This is a genomic window from Gottfriedia sp. NPDC057948 (assembly GCF_042887255.1).
Taxonomy (GTDB): Bacteria; Bacillota; Bacilli; order Bacillales; family Bacillaceae_G; genus Gottfriedia.
Genome location: NZ_JBHVPN010000009.1, coordinates 98,134 through 113,507, shown reverse-complemented (window position 1 = coordinate 113,507; position 15,374 = coordinate 98,134). Strand labels below are relative to the sequence as shown.

General features: G+C 31.2%; 11 protein-coding genes. 5 read left to right on the top strand and 6 right to left on the bottom strand.

Annotated features, from left to right (window positions below; genetic code table 11):
• Positions 1-9: 9 nt before the first annotated feature.
• From ACFVRR_RS14960 to ACFVRR_RS14940, 5 genes are all read right to left on the bottom strand, one after another.
• The gene (locus ACFVRR_RS14960; RefSeq protein WP_387329954.1) at positions 10-810 is read right to left on the bottom strand and encodes an ABC transporter permease; all 801 of its coding nucleotides are present in this window, start codon (positions 808-810) and stop codon (positions 10-12) included.
• A complete protein-coding gene (locus tag ACFVRR_RS14955; RefSeq protein ID WP_387329951.1) occupies positions 807-2,090 on the bottom strand; it encodes a nucleotide sugar dehydrogenase in 1,284 nt (427 codons plus the stop codon). The genes ACFVRR_RS14960 and ACFVRR_RS14955 overlap by 4 nt, the downstream gene beginning before the upstream one ends.
• Before the next feature lie 286 nt (positions 2,091-2,376).
• Positions 2,377-3,447: a glycosyltransferase family 2 protein gene (locus tag ACFVRR_RS14950; protein WP_387329949.1), complete on the bottom strand. Its 1,071-nt coding sequence runs from the start codon at positions 3,445-3,447 to the stop codon at positions 2,377-2,379.
• A 96-nt stretch (positions 3,448-3,543) separates the two neighbouring features.
• A complete protein-coding gene (locus ACFVRR_RS14945) occupies positions 3,544-4,866 on the bottom strand; it encodes a glycosyltransferase (protein ID WP_387329946.1) in 1,323 nt (440 codons plus the stop codon).
• Positions 4,859-6,073, bottom strand: a complete 1,215-nt coding sequence (locus ACFVRR_RS14940; protein ID WP_387329943.1) for a glycosyltransferase family 4 protein — start codon at positions 6,071-6,073, stop codon at positions 4,859-4,861. The genes ACFVRR_RS14945 and ACFVRR_RS14940 overlap by 8 nt, the downstream gene beginning before the upstream one ends.
• Before the next feature lie 326 nt (positions 6,074-6,399).
• On the opposite strand from ACFVRR_RS14940, the gene ACFVRR_RS14935 reads away from it, so the two are divergent.
• From ACFVRR_RS14935 to ACFVRR_RS14915, 5 genes are all read left to right on the top strand, one after another.
• Positions 6,400-7,116: an IspD/TarI family cytidylyltransferase gene (locus ACFVRR_RS14935; protein ID WP_387329941.1), complete on the top strand. Its 717-nt coding sequence runs from the start codon at positions 6,400-6,402 to the stop codon at positions 7,114-7,116.
• Positions 7,113-8,138, top strand: coding sequence for a ribitol-5-phosphate dehydrogenase (locus ACFVRR_RS14930; protein WP_387329939.1), 1,026 nt, complete (start codon positions 7,113-7,115; stop codon positions 8,136-8,138). The genes ACFVRR_RS14935 and ACFVRR_RS14930 overlap by 4 nt, the downstream gene beginning before the upstream one ends.
• A 90-nt stretch (positions 8,139-8,228) precedes the next feature.
• Positions 8,229-10,541, top strand: a complete 2,313-nt coding sequence (locus ACFVRR_RS14925; protein WP_387329936.1) for a bifunctional glycosyltransferase/CDP-glycerol:glycerophosphate glycerophosphotransferase — start codon at positions 8,229-8,231, stop codon at positions 10,539-10,541.
• A gap of 174 nt (positions 10,542-10,715) precedes the next feature.
• A complete protein-coding gene (locus tag ACFVRR_RS14920; protein WP_387329933.1) occupies positions 10,716-13,028 on the top strand; it encodes a bifunctional glycosyltransferase/CDP-glycerol:glycerophosphate glycerophosphotransferase in 2,313 nt (770 codons plus the stop codon).
• Positions 13,029-13,157: 129 nt separating this feature from the next.
• Complete coding sequence (locus tag ACFVRR_RS14915) at positions 13,158-14,102, top strand: GDP-mannose 4,6-dehydratase (RefSeq protein WP_387329931.1); 945 nt, start codon at positions 13,158-13,160, stop codon at positions 14,100-14,102.
• A gap of 85 nt (positions 14,103-14,187) precedes the next feature.
• On the opposite strand, the gene galU is transcribed toward ACFVRR_RS14915, so the two are convergent.
• Positions 14,188-15,066: a UTP--glucose-1-phosphate uridylyltransferase GalU gene (galU, locus tag ACFVRR_RS14910; RefSeq protein WP_387329928.1), complete on the bottom strand. Its 879-nt coding sequence runs from the start codon at positions 15,064-15,066 to the stop codon at positions 14,188-14,190.
• Between the last annotated feature and the right edge of the window lie 308 nt (positions 15,067-15,374).

Sequence of the window (15,374 nt, the reverse complement as noted above, 5' to 3'; positions counted from 1 at the left end):
TTTCACCTTCTATAGGAAATCAACAAACTGCTTCCTGAATTTAACATGAAAAATTGAACCGATTATGAAAAAGGCTAGCAATACACACCAAAAATAAATAGTTATTTTAGAAAAAATCAAATTAGAATGTCCATATAATAAGGCGCCACGATATCCTTCTATAATATAGTAGAGTGGATTTAACTTCATTAATTTAACTAAAATATTTGCACCCTTAGGCTCCCATAAAATAGGTGATAAATATAAAAGCATTCTAGTTAATGATTGAATTAATAAATGAACATCCCTAACCATTGTTGATAAAGTAGATGTAAGTAATGCAAGTGCGATATTAAATAGTAAGCCCACAATCATAAAATAAATTAGTGCAAAAATATTTATATGTTCGATTCCTCGATTGATAATTACACCGATTATTAAGACGGCCATCATAAATAAATGCGTATTGAACCTAGATAAAACGACATATGATGGAATAATACTTAGTGGGAAATTCATTTTAGATACTGTTCCGATTCGATTAAAAATCGAACTTGAACCTTGCATGATTGCTGCACTAATAAAGAACCACGGAATTAAACCACAAAGCATCCAAATAAGAAACGGAATTCCATTTACTGGAGCCCCGTTCCTAATCCCCGTTCCGAAAGTTACCCAGTAAACAGCTATTTGAAAAAGTGGGTTTAAAAATACCCAAATTACGCCAAGTTGGCTATCTGCATACTCTTTACGTGTTTCATAAGATGAAAGGCGTAAAATTAATGATAAATTTTTAGCATGTTCTTGTAAAACTGTTTTTATACTACTCATAAATCAACCACATTCTTTTTAATTTCTTTATATAAATTTCCGTAATTAACAAATTTCATATCAGAATCATTTGAAGTTGGTACACAATTACGTGTATCAAATAGTACTGCTTGCTTCATTTGTTTAGCAAGTTTATTGTAGTCCAATGTTTTAAATTCATTGTGATCTGTTAATACAAGAATTAAGCTTGCATCTTCCACAGCTTCCTCAGCAGATAAAACATTAATTTTCTCAGAAGTTACATGCGGATCATGAATTGTGACATTTAGTCCCTCTTCGTGCAATAACTCAATAATTTCCATTGCAGGACTTTCTCTCATATCATCTACATTACCTTTATAAGTCACACCAAATGCTGCAATCTTAGGATTATCTACACCTGAAACTAGTTCTTTTACTGAGTCAACAACATATTTAGGCATCGATACATTTGTGTCACGAGATAATTTGATCATACCAGCTAATTCAGGCGTTTTGGCTACAATAAAGTATGGGTCAACAGCAAGACAATGACCTCCAACACCTGGACCTGGTGAATGAATGTTTACACGTGGATGTTTGTTTGCCATTTGAATAACATCTAATACGTTGATTTCTAATGAATTACAAATCTTTGTTAGTTCATTTGCCAACGCAATATTTACATCACGGAATGTATTTTCCATTAGTTTAGACATTTCAGCAGTTTTTGCATCTGTTTGAATAATTTCGCCTTCTACAAATGTACGATACACTTTTGCTCCTGCTTCACTACATGCAGCTGTAATCCCGCCTACAATACGATTATTATGAATTAATTCGTGTAAAATTTGGCCTGGTAATACACGTTCTGGACAGTGAACAAGATAAACATCTTCACCTACAGTAAATCCAGCTTGTTCTACTAGTGGTTTTACAAAGTCATCCATACTTCTAGGTGCGATTGTTGATTCAACGATTAAAACATTCCCTTTTTTTAAGAAAGGAATTACTTTATGAACGGCGTCTAATACATATGATAAATCACAAGATTTATTCTCATCATCATTATTAGGAGTTGGCACCGCAACAATAAATGCGTCAGCCTCTTCAGGTGTTAAAGATGCTCTGAAAAATCCTTTTTCTACTACTTCTTTAACCATTTCGCCTAATCCAGGCTCTTCTATATGAATTTCTCCAGAATTTAATTTATCTACAACGCTTTTTTGTACGTCTACACCTACAACACTTGCGCCATATTTCGCAAACATCGCAGAAGTTGGTAATCCTATATACCCTAGTCCAATTGTGCAAATTTTCATTTTACTATAACCTCTTTCAGAAATTTTACTAATTTCTACTCTTTTGCTCTATTAATAGTTTACTGATATTTAGATTATAGTAAACGTATTATTAGTAAACTTTTTGGATAATTGGATAAAACTTAAATCGCTAGATCTTACCTTTTCTATTAAGGAAACTAATAAATTAGAAAAAGCACCAATCATCATTTTAAATTAGTAGAAATTATATTTCAATAAATATCTATTTATCTTATTAATCTTACAATTAATTTTCACGATTCGACTCTATTTTACATTAAATTAACTAAGATTTAACAAACTTGTATCTTAAAGAGAATAGTGAAAGTAGGTAAACTATTTTTCTTAATTTACTATTCGTCATTTTAGGATTTGATTTTAAGGATAAATAGATTTTTAAAGCTCGTTTATCTTTTAATCGTAATGTCTCTGCAACAAACTTTGGTACAACACTAAGCTCATCTTTAATCGATTCATTTCGAATTGTTTTCATAAATTCATTACCAACGGAAGCAAGATTCACCTTCTCATCTTCTGGTAGTTTATTTGCCTTTATATTAATTGAGTTAATAAAGAATTTAAGTTGTCTTCTTTCAATATGTATTAAATCTTTTGTAAAACCATTTTCTTCATAATAAGATCGTAGCTCTTTTTGAAGCATGACTAACTGTTGAAAAAATTGGATTGTTCCAGCTTTAATTAAACTATTTTCTGGATCATCAATTCGATAACCAATTACATCTACATTGCATACAACTGTACAGTTTGATTTCAATAATGATTTCTCCGTAAAAAATAAATCTTCGCCAACTCGAAGTTCTTCATGAAATCGAATACCCTCGCGCTCAAGTAATTCTTTTTTAAATAATTTATTACTAGCAGATGGTGTAAGATGCAGCTCTGGACTCTCAAGAATCTGTCTATTTTCAGGCAAACCTTCTTTGAAAATTTCTTTCATATAATTTAATCGCCAAGTTTTTTCGCCGTTAAAGCATAAAATATTACCTACTGCCGTATCAGCGTTATATTTTTTTGCTAAAGAGTATAACTGGGCATATGCATCAGGATAAGCAATGTCATCTCCATCTAAAAATGCAATATATTCCCCACTTGCATGAGATAAACCTGTATTTCTTGCAGCACTTGGCCCTTTATTTTCCTGCCTAATAAACTTTGCATTTTGATACTTTTTTGTGAATTCTTCTGCTAAAACGCTACTTTTATCAGTCGATCCATCATCGACAACGACCAGTTCAATATTTTCTAATGACTGATCGATGACAGATTGTAAACTTTCCTCAATAAATTTCTCTTTGTTATAGTTAATGACTACAACACTTAACTTATAATTGGTCATCACGCATACCTCTCTATGCATAGAAAGGTAAAAAGAAATATGGCATAATCCCTAGTTCTTTTTACCTTCTCTACTAAAATATTCACATAATCAAACTTAGCTTACCATTGCCTTTTCACCGTATAGAACTTTTTCGTAAATTCCGATGAAAACTTTCTTCTCATTATTCCAATTGTATTTATGTCTTGCTTTTATACAATTTTTGCTCATTTCGTCTCGAACTTCAGGGTTGTCTAATAAATAGTTCACACCTTCAGCTATTGAATCAAGATCGTGGGAGTCTACACATACACCAGTATATTCACCTTCAACTACCTTCTGAATTTCTGGGAAGCTACAAGCAACAACTGGTACACCGCTCATCAAGTACTCAAATAATTTATTCGAAGACGCTGAATAATGATTAAAATTGATATTATTTAATACTTGAAACCCTAAATAAGCATTTCTTGTATAATTAAGTAATTCATCTACTGGCACTTTATCAATAAATTTCACTCGGTCTTGTAGTTGTAGCTCTTCTACTAAATTTAAGAGATTTGGCTTTATCTTTCCATCACCAATAAAAACAACGATCCCTCTTTTATATAAAGGTGCAGCTTTTACAATTAGTTCTAATCCACGACCCTTTTGTATACCACCTTGATAAAGAAGTATTGGTTCGTCTTCACTAATTCCTAGTTTTTCATGCAGATTAATCGCATTACTTTCTTCCGGCTTAGATACAAATGGATAATTGTGAATTACCTCAGGATATTCAATATCATATAAATCTTGAGTATATTTTGCCCTAGTATTATTTTCGTGAATCATCACATCAATATATTTAATTAAAAACTTCTCAATTTTTCCGAAAATCGGATTCTCATAACCAGATCTACTAGATTGAACTTCATGTGAATCATAAATTAATTTACTTTTTTTGAATACTTTTGCACAAATGATTCCTTGAGGTAAAGTATTTAAATCATTCGCATGATAAATATCGTAATCCCTTTTAAGCCCATGATAGATCATTTGTAAAATATTATAGCCTCTAGTTAATAGTACTTTCATATAACGATTACCAAAAAGAACGATAACAGCAGCAATTATAATCGTTGCAACTGCATTTAAAAATAATCCAAGTAAAATCAATAAAATAGCAACTAGTTTCATTAATAAACTACTTTTTACTAAATTAAAGATCTTTGCACAATAATGAACAAGATGATAGATTCCAAATGGTAAACGATTGTTTACTCGGATAACATTAAATCCTTCTTCCAAACGTTCTCTTTTTGGTAATTCTTTTGAATCATCATGTAAAGCAATTAAATCAACATCATATCCGACTTCTGCTAATGCAGAACATTCACGCAGTACGCGTGCATCATTCGTAAAATGATTAAATACAAACGCACAAACCTTTTTATTCATGGATATCCTCCATCACTTTTAATAACACATTAATATTCGTTTTCCAACGTAGATTTTTGTATGCATATTGATAGCCATTTTCTCCATAATTTTTGCGGAGATTTGAATCATTTGCAAGTTTATAGATATTTTCAACCAATTCTTCGGGCTTATCTTCTTTTAATATAATTCCACAGTTTGCTTCATGAATAATTTCACTTGCATACCCTGCTACATCCCCAATGATTGGTTTCTTAACACACATATAATCAATTATTTTCCCTGGTAAAACAGTTTTAAAAACTTCTTGGTTTACTAAACTTACATAAGCAATATCAGCACTTGCGACAAGTTTTAAAGTTTCGTTTCGTGATTTTGCAGTATGTAATGTTACATTTGATAATCCATTCGATTCAATATAATTCTTAACTTCATTTGTGTTTTTTCCATAGCCAATAATTGAAAAATTAATTGATGTATTTTCCTTTAATAATGCAGCAGTTTTCATAAACTTATGCAAATCCTGTGCTAAGCCTAAATTTCCAGTATAAATAACGGTTATATTTTCTTTTTCTAATTGGCCCTCTTTATATGCTAATTCACTTTCAGTTAATGAATTAGGTAGAAATGTAATTTTATCCTTGCTGACATTTTTATTTGTCATGTATTCAATAAAACTACGGCTGTTAACGATTATTTTCGTTGCTTTTTTATATAAAATTTCTTCTACTTTATAGGCAGTTTTTAAGATTAAAGGATTAGAGAAAACTTGTACACCAGTTAGAGACTCTGGCCACAAATCTCTTATGTCTAATATTAGTGGAGCTTTTAACTTCCATTTAGCAATTAAACCTGCCACACCTACAAATATTGGTGGAGATGTCACAAAAATATAATCAAATTCTGCCTTTTGTTTAAAAATAGTACCGATAAATCGAACCATAACTTCCAGATATAAATATAATCTCTTTAAAATACTTCCAGAGTGTTTTTTTATCGAAGGATCAATTCGAATGATATCTTTTTCATCGATTAGTGGTTCATTCCAAAATTGTTTATCTTCATATAGTTCACGACTAGGATATCTAGGTTCTAATGTTAGTACTTTTACATCGAAACCCTTTTCCTTTAACTCTATATAAATATTTTTCATACGATTTGCTGCACTACCTATTTCTGGATAAAAGTGTTGCGAAATAAGTAAAATCTTCTTTTTATGTAAACCCAAGAATGTCTTACCTCCTGAATAGAATTAATCATCAATTCTAACTTGACAAAATATACGATATTTTACCATAAACCAACCTTTTTTACCATTTTTCTAATAGTCAATTATTTTATTTGAAGCTACTTGTACTATAACCTCGAATAATATAGTATAATGTCGACTAATTATTTTTTATTTGATATGATTATACTTATTGTATATGAAGAAACAATACATGAAATGTAATGTTTTGTAATGATTTGTAATGATTTTATTTACTTTGGGTATTTTATAATAATATCCTTACTTGACATATTAATTCCAAAATAAAAAAGCAGGTGAAATGAATGATTTATGCAGAAATATTAGCGGGTGGAAAAGGTACTCGCATGGGAAATGTTAGTATGCCAAAGCAATTTCTTGCACTGAATAACCGTCCAATTATTATCCATACAATAGAAAAATTCATCTTAAATGATGACTTTAAAAAGATTTTAGTTGTAACGCCAAAAGAATGGATTCAACATACAAAAGATATTATCAAAAAATATATTGGTATGAATGACCGTATAACTGTTGTTGAGGGTGGTAGCGACCGCAATGAATCAATTATGAGTGGTATTCGCTATTTACAACAAAACTTTGAAATTACTGATGAAGATATTATCGTAACACATGATGCTGTTAGACCGTTCTTAACTCATCGAATTATAGAAGAAAATATTGATGCTGCTCTAAAATATGGAGCTGTTGATACTGTTATTGAGGCTGTTGATACAATCATTCAATCTTCTAATCACAATACGATTACAGATATACCAGTAAGAAATACAATGTATCAAGGACAAACTCCTCAGAGTTTTAATATTAATCTACTGACGAAACATTATTCTGAATTAGATACAGAACAAAAAGCAATCTTAACGGATGCTTGTAAAATTTGTCTTCTTAAAGGTGTAGACGTAAAGCTAGTTAAAGGTGAAGTTTTTAATATGAAAATTACGACTCCGTATGACTTAAAAGTAGCAAATGCACTTTTAAAGGACCAGGTGACGACAAAATGATTAATCAAATCTATCGTTTAGTTTCAACAAAACAAATTGAGATCACTTATAAAGAACAATCTCTAGAAGGTGACTATATCGTTGTACGTCCAACACATTTATCAATCTGTGCTGCTGATCAACGATACTATACTGGTACTCGTGGCAAAGAAGCGATGGCAAAAAAATTACCTATGGCACTGATTCATGAAGGTGTCGGAAAAGTTGTTTATGATCCAAAAGGTGATTTCAAAACAGGCTCTCATGTCGTGATGATTCCAAATACACCTACTCAGGTTGATGATGTAATTGCTGAAAATTATTTAAAAACGAGTAAGTTTCGTTCAAGTGGCTATGATGGTTTCATGCAAGATTATGTATTCCTTGAAAGAGACCGTGTAGTAGGATTATCAGATGACATAAACTTGCAGGTTGCAGCTTTCTCTGAATTAATCAGTGTAAGTATGCATGCAGTTGTCCGATTTGAAGAACGTGCACATCAACGTCGTGATGTTTTAGGCGTTTGGGGTGATGGAAACTTAGGATTTATAACTGCTCTAATCCTTAAAAAGCGTTATCCAGAAAGTAAAGTATATGTATTTGGTAAAAACCATTCAAAATTAAGCTACTTCTCATTTGCAGATGAAACATATCAAATTGATGAAGTTCCTGAAGATGTAACAGTCGACCATGCTTTTGAATGTGTTGGTGGTATTGGTAGTCAATACGCTGTAGAACAAATTATTAATCACATTCAACCTGAAGGCTCGATTCCATTACTTGGCGTATCTGAATATCCTGTTGAAATTAATACGCGAATGATCCTTGAAAGAGGAATTACTTTAATAGGTAGCAGTCGAAGCGGACGCTCTGACTTCGTTGAAACAGTTAACTTCCTTCATGAGAATCCTGAAGTAGTCGAATACTTAGAGACTCTAATTGGAGATGTAAATGAAATTCGTAGTATCGATGATATTCATAATGCATTCGAACGTGATTTAACAACTAACTGGGGAAAATCAGTTATGGAATGGAAAATATAATATAAAATTAGAGGGGATACTGCTCTCCTCTTTTTTATGTTAATCATATAACTCATACACTATTTTAATAATGAGGAGAAATTACCTAAAATGAATTTTGAAGTAGTAAGACCATCTAAAATAGATCAACCTAGGGTTAGTATCATTATTCCTGTATATAATGTAGAAAATTATATTAAAGAGACAATTGAATCACTTGAGAAACAAACATTAAGTCCAATTGAAATTATATTAGTTGATGATGGTTCAACTGATAATACGCCAAACATTATTAATGACCTATTAAGCTTATATCCAAATATATTATATGCAATTCAGAAAAACGCTGGTCCAGGCGTTGCAAGAAATAATGGTTTGACTTTGGCTAAAGGTGAATACATTAGTTTTGTCGATTCAGATGATTTGTTACCTGAGGATGCATTAGAAACTATGTATCTAGCAGCAAAAACTGAGGATGCTGAAGTAGTTACAGGAGCTTCTTTAAGCTTTAATAGTACTCGTTCTTGGTATATTGCTAGCCATGTCAACAATGGTGTATATACTCCTGGTACTAAATCACTTATTGCAAATAAAGGACTATTATATTCATTAGGTCCATGTAACAAAATGTTTAAAGCTAGTTTAATTAATGGTATGACATTCCCAACTGATATTAGAGTGACAGAAGATCACCCATTTATCATTGAAGCTTATTTAAAAGCAAATAAAATTTTTACAGTTGATAAAGTAATCTATCATTACCGTAATCGTGAAGAAGAATCAAATCTTTCTCTTTCACAAGTAGTACGTGTTGATTCTGTTAAAGTTTTACGTGATATCTTAAAAAGTTTAAGTTATTCAAATGAATTATGGAATAATTTAATACCGAACGAGCTAGAGCGTTTAGATGTGATGGGTGTTTATTACCATCGTATCGTTACAGCTGATCTATGGCCTGCTATTATGAGCGCGGTTCGTTCAAAAGATGCTTCAATCCAAGAAGAAGCATTTCAATTAATTTATGAATGGCTTAAGACAATTGACTTCAAATTATATAATAAAGTCCCTGCTCTAACTAGAATCACATCATACGAGTTGGTTCCTCATTATGGTTTATTATCGCAAAAGGCAAAGGAACTGCATTTAAACTGGTTAAAAGAATGGGTAAAACTTAGTAACCCAGGTACTATGCATACATTGAAAAACTCAAACAGAAAATTTGATACACAGTTATGTTTAAAAGCATTACAAAAAAATTCGATCAAGCCAATTCAAAGTCATATTAGCAAACGAAATCTCCGAAAACGTATTAATAAAATTAAGAGCCGTTTTAAAAGTTCATTTGCACGTCGAGTAGTTTTTAAGTTTGCTAGTTTACTACCTGCAGATAATACAATTGTTTTTGCATCAAATAAATCGAAAGGTCTTGATGATTCATATCCTTTTATTTACGAACAAATTAGAACGAAACGTCCACAATATAAAGTAGTTGATGACTTCTTTAAGAAACGTGAGTTCTCTGATTTATGTAAAACATACTACCAATTTGGCCGTGCTAAATATATTATTCTAAACGACTATCACCGCCAAATTTATAAAATGAATTTTAGAAAAGAAACAGAAGTTATTCAAATGTGGCATGCTTGTGGTGCATTTAAAAAGTTTGGACATAGTGCAGTAGGTTTTGCAGATAGTAATTCAAAACAGTTTGAAACAAATGCTCACAAACCTTATACAAAAGTTGTTGTTTCAACGAATGAAGTTGTACCTCATTACGCTGAGGCATTTGATATTGATCAAAAAAATGTTTTACCTTTAGGACTACCTAGAACTGACCTTTTCTTTGACGATCAAACAAAGGATTATGTTCATAGAAATTTCCTAAATAGGTTTCCAAAATTAAAAGATAAAAAAATTATTACTTATGCTCCAACATTCCGTGGAAACCCAAGAGATCGAAAAACGTTTCATTTGGAACTTGATTTAGCTGCAATGCAAGAAAAATTAGGGGAAGATTATGTACTTGTACTAAAATTGCATCCAGCAGTTACGAATAATGTAAAAATCCCTGAATCTGCTCGTGATTTTGTATTGAATTTAGGTAATGAGAATATTAATGAAGTTTTATTAATGACAGATATTTTAATCAGCGACTATTCTTCTTTATTATTTGAGTATACATTACTTGAAAGACCTGTTATTTTCTTTGCTTATGATTATGAGAACTACATGAAAGAAAGAAGTTTCTTCTATGATTATCATGATTTTGTACCAGGTCCAATAACTTCTACTACAAATGAGATTATTGATTTAATCCAAAAAGATCAGTTTGATTTAAATAAAGTGAAAGAATTCAACCAACGTTTCAATGAAATAGCTGATGGACGAGCTTCAGAAAGATTCGTAGAAACGCTAATTAAATAATTTGTTAAAGGCAAGTAAGCATTAAATCCGTGGATTTATCTGTTTACTTGCCTTTTCTTTGACTTAATCTAGGCATAAATCCTTTAAGAAGGAATAATTTCCAATATTTTTGACAAAATTACTTTTAAATAATTAATAAATTTTTATTTAATCGTTTGAAATGAGGAAAAATTGATGAGTTTTGAATTAATAATCAACCCTGATTTAAAGGACGTTAAAGTTAGTTTAATCATCCCTGTATACAATGTAGAGGAATATATTGAAATAACCTGTTCATCCTTGGTTAATCAATCACTTAAAAATATAGAAATTATATTTGTAGACGATGGTTCAAGTGATAAAAGTGTTGAATTAATAAAACAATATGCAAAAGACTATCCTAATATTGTATTAGGTATTCAAGATAATAGCGGACCTGGTATAGCTAGAAATAATGGAAAGAAGATTGCTAGAGGTGAATATATCGGCTTTGTCGATTCTGATGATTTATTGCCTCACGATGCAATCGAAGCAATGTACCAATCAGCACTTGATGAAAATGCAGAAGTTGTTACAGGGCAATCGTTAAGCTTTAATAGTACTCAAAAATGGTTTATTGGCAGTCATGTTAGTAATGGAGTAAATATACCTGGAGAAAAGTCATTAATCTCAACCCCTGGCCTACTCTATTCTCTTGGACCATGTAATAAACTTTTTAAAGCTACCCACGTCAAAAATATCAATTTTCCTAAAAACATTAAAGTAACCGAGGACCACCCTTTTATAATAGAAGCATACTTAAAGGCCAATAAAATTTTCACCGTTGATAAAGTTATTTATTACTATCGTTCTAGAGAAGATGAAGATAATATTTCCTTATCTCAAATTGTTAGAGTTAATTCTGTTAATGTCTTAACTGATATCTTAAAGAGTCTATCAGTTTCCGATCCTCTTTGGGGCAGGTACATTGCAAACAAATATGAACGCAATCAATTAAAAGCGCAATACTACCAAAGAATCGTAATGGCAGATATATGGCCAGCAGTTAACAGTGCTATTCGAAGTATGGACACAGAGACCCAAGTTGAGAGTTTAAAACTATTTTTGGAATTTGTAAATAAAATTGATATTCATCTTTATAACAAAATCCCAGCGATCCCTCGGATTCTATCCTACGAAATCGTTAATCGATATCATTTTATGAGTCCAGAAGCAAAACGAATACATTTAGACTTACTAAAAGTTTGGGAAGAAAGATTAAATCCAGAAATGGCACATCAATTAATAACTTCTCAACATAAACGAGAGGTTAATTCTTGTTTGGCAGCTGTCAGTAAAAATAGTTTATCTCCTATTAATAGCCTAGTCAGAATGAAAGCAAATAAAAAAAGGAAAAACAAATTCACAAGTCGGTTAAAAAGTGCCTTCGCTAGACGTGTTGTCTTAAATTTTGCAAAAATGCTCCCAATGAAAGCTGAGATTATATTTGCTTCTAATAAATCAACTGGACTTCAAGACTCTTATTATTTTATATACGAAGAACTGATTAAAACAAAACCGGAGTACAAAATTATTGGCCATTTTATTAGAAAGCGTAATTTCTCTGAGTTATGTAAAATGTATTATGATTTTGGACGCGCTAAATATGTAATACTGAATGATTATCACAGACCTCTATATAATGTAAATTTACGAAAAGATACGAAAGTCATTCAAGTATGGCATGCATGTGGGGCATTCAAAAAATTTGGACTTAGCGCAGTAGGCTATAAAGATAGTAATAGTAAGGAATTTGAAATAAAAGCACATACTTCTTATTCCAATGTTATTGTTTCTTGCGATGAGATTGTTCCTTTTTATGCAGAGGCATTTAACGTTCCTGAATCGAAGGTTTTAGCTTTAGGATTACCAAGAACCGACTTTTTCTATAATGAAGAAATGTTAGAGTCAGTAAAAAATAAATATTTTAATATGTATCCGATGTTGAAAGGCAAAAAAATTATTACTTATGCTCCTACGTTTAGAGGCAGCCCTAAAGAGCGAAAAAATTTCAACTTACAATTAGATCTAATCCAAATGGCCAATAAACTTCAAGATGAGTATGTACTAGTCCTTAAACTACATCCAGCCGTAAAAAAAGGGATTGTCATTCCACAAGAAGCAAAAGATTTTGTCATTGATTTAGGCAATCATGATATGAATGAAGTCCTTTATCTTACAGATATACTAATCAGTGATTATTCATCACTTGTATTTGAATATGCAATTTTGGAACGGCCAATGATCTTTTATGCATATGACCTTGAAGAATACTTAGATGAAAGAAGCTTTTTCTATGATTATGATGAGTTTGTTCCAGGACCGATTGTCAAAACAACGGATGAAATCATTAACATGATAAAAGAAGATAACTATGATCTTCATAAAGTAGCTGAATTTAATCATCGATTTAATAAATATCAGGACGGTCAATCAGCTAGACGATTAATTCAAACTTTAATTAAATAATGATAACCCTACCGTACTAGTTATTTTACATGGTCTAGTTTGTATTACTATGGTAAAATTAATATCATAATTTTAGTTAATATATAAAGAAATCTATGATTGCTAGTCCATTATTTAAGGAGAAGTCTTATGAAAAAGATCTTAATTACAGGCGGTGCTGGTTTTATTGGTTCAAATCTTGTAAAAATGTATATAGACAAAGGTTACCAAGTTGTAGTTGTAGATGATCTTTCAAGTGGAAACATAACTACTCTTCCACCAAATGTTACTTTTTACGAAGAGAGAATTTGTCATTCTAAATTTATTGATATCGTACTAAAAGAAAAACCAGATATCATCAATCATCACGCAGCACAAATCGATATTCAATTTTCAATCCAAAATCCTTTAGAAGACGCAAAAATTAATATTTTAGGTACAATCAATTTATTAGAGGCTGTACGCAAACTAAAAGAAGAAAAAGAAGTAACACTTGTGTATGCTTCTTCAGCAGCTGTTTATGGTAATCCGGTTTATTTAGGAGTGGATGAGAACCATCAAAAACACCCTATTTCTTTTTATGGCATTTCAAAATTAACACCTGAATATTACATAAATGTATACCATCAATTATATGAAATCCCTTTTACTATTCTTAGATATGCCAATGTATATGGAATTGGCCAAGATCCAAAAGGTGAAGGTGGAGTTATTAGTATTCTTATGGATAAAATCATATCAAATTCTACTTTTACGGTTTTCGGAGACGGCGAGCAAACTAGAGATTATATCTATGTAGAAGATATTGCTTCAGCAAACTTCAATGCAGGAGAAAAACCAGCAAATGATGTATGTAATGTTGGTACAAACATAAAAACATCTTTAAATACATTATTAGAGGTTACTGAACAAATTCTTAACCGAAAAATCGAAGTTCAATACCAGGATGAACGTAGTGGCGATATTCGTGATAGCTATTTAACAAATGAAAAAATACACTCATTATTAAATTGGCAACCAGCCTACACATTGTATGAAGGTCTTGAAAAAACATTGAACTATTACATTCAACAAACTAATAGGGATGTTGATTGATTAAGTAATTTAAACCATTACAAAAACAAAAACGACTAAACTTTGTTTTACTAACAAAAGGTTTAGTCGTTTTATTTTGTAATGATTAAAGTTGAACTTCCACTGAAAGAATCTTTTTTAAATATTGAATCAAGTCTTCTCTTATTTCTTCTTTTTTTAATGCAAATTCAATGTTTGTTTTTATAAATCCTAGTTTTTCACCTACATCATATCTTGTTCCTTCAAAATCATAAGCGAATACACGTTGAATTCGATTTAATTTTTGAATTGCATCAGTTAATTGAATTTCTCCGCCAGTGCCGATATTTTGTTCTTCTAAGAACATAAAAATTTCAGGTGTCAGTATATATCTACCCAAAATGGCTAAATTCGAATCAATTGTTCCAGGAGCTGGTTTTTCAACAAAATTCTTTACTTCGTATCTCCTACCATTTTGTAATAATGGGTCAACTATACCGTATCGATGAGTCTCTTCACTAGCTACAGGTTGAACACCAATGACCGATGAATAGGTTATATTGTATTGATCAATTAATTGTTTTAAAGCTGGAATTTCTCCATCAACGATATCATCACCAAGTAAAACCGCAAATGGTTCATCTCCAATAAAATTACGTGCACACCAAACTGCATGCCCTAATCCTCTTGGTTCCTTTTGACGTATATAATGAATTTCAATATTTGAAGGAATTTTTACTTCTTCTAAAAGAGAGTACTTTTCTTTCTCATATAAAGTTTGTTCTAACTCAAATGCTCGATCAAAATGGTCTTCAATCGCGCGCTTTCCTTTACCAGTTACAATGATAATATCTTCTATACCCGATTCAATCGCTTCTTCAACGATGTATTGAATAGTTGGCTTATCTACGATCGGTAGCATTTCTTTCGGCATTGCTTTTGTTGCAGGTAAAAATCTCGTACCAAGGCCCGCAGCTGGAATAATCGCTTTTCTTACTTTCTTCATATTAATCACTCCTAGAGTTTAATAATTAGACCCCTTTATTGAATGGCTAAACCGTTATATTAGTATTGAAAAGACTATAAATCTATTTTACTTTAAAAACGAATAAATGCCTATTGTTCTTGATGCTCAATTTAATAAAGTACACTATTGAATAAGTCTTGAATTTAAAGTCATTTTTCGAAGCTGTGGATGTTCTAATCCTTTATTAAATTTTTTGAAATTTCCTATTCCTGCTCCTCTTTCTACTCTTTGTTATTTTTTTGAATTTTATTCCTAATAAAAAAGGATGTCATAAAAGTTAAAACTTT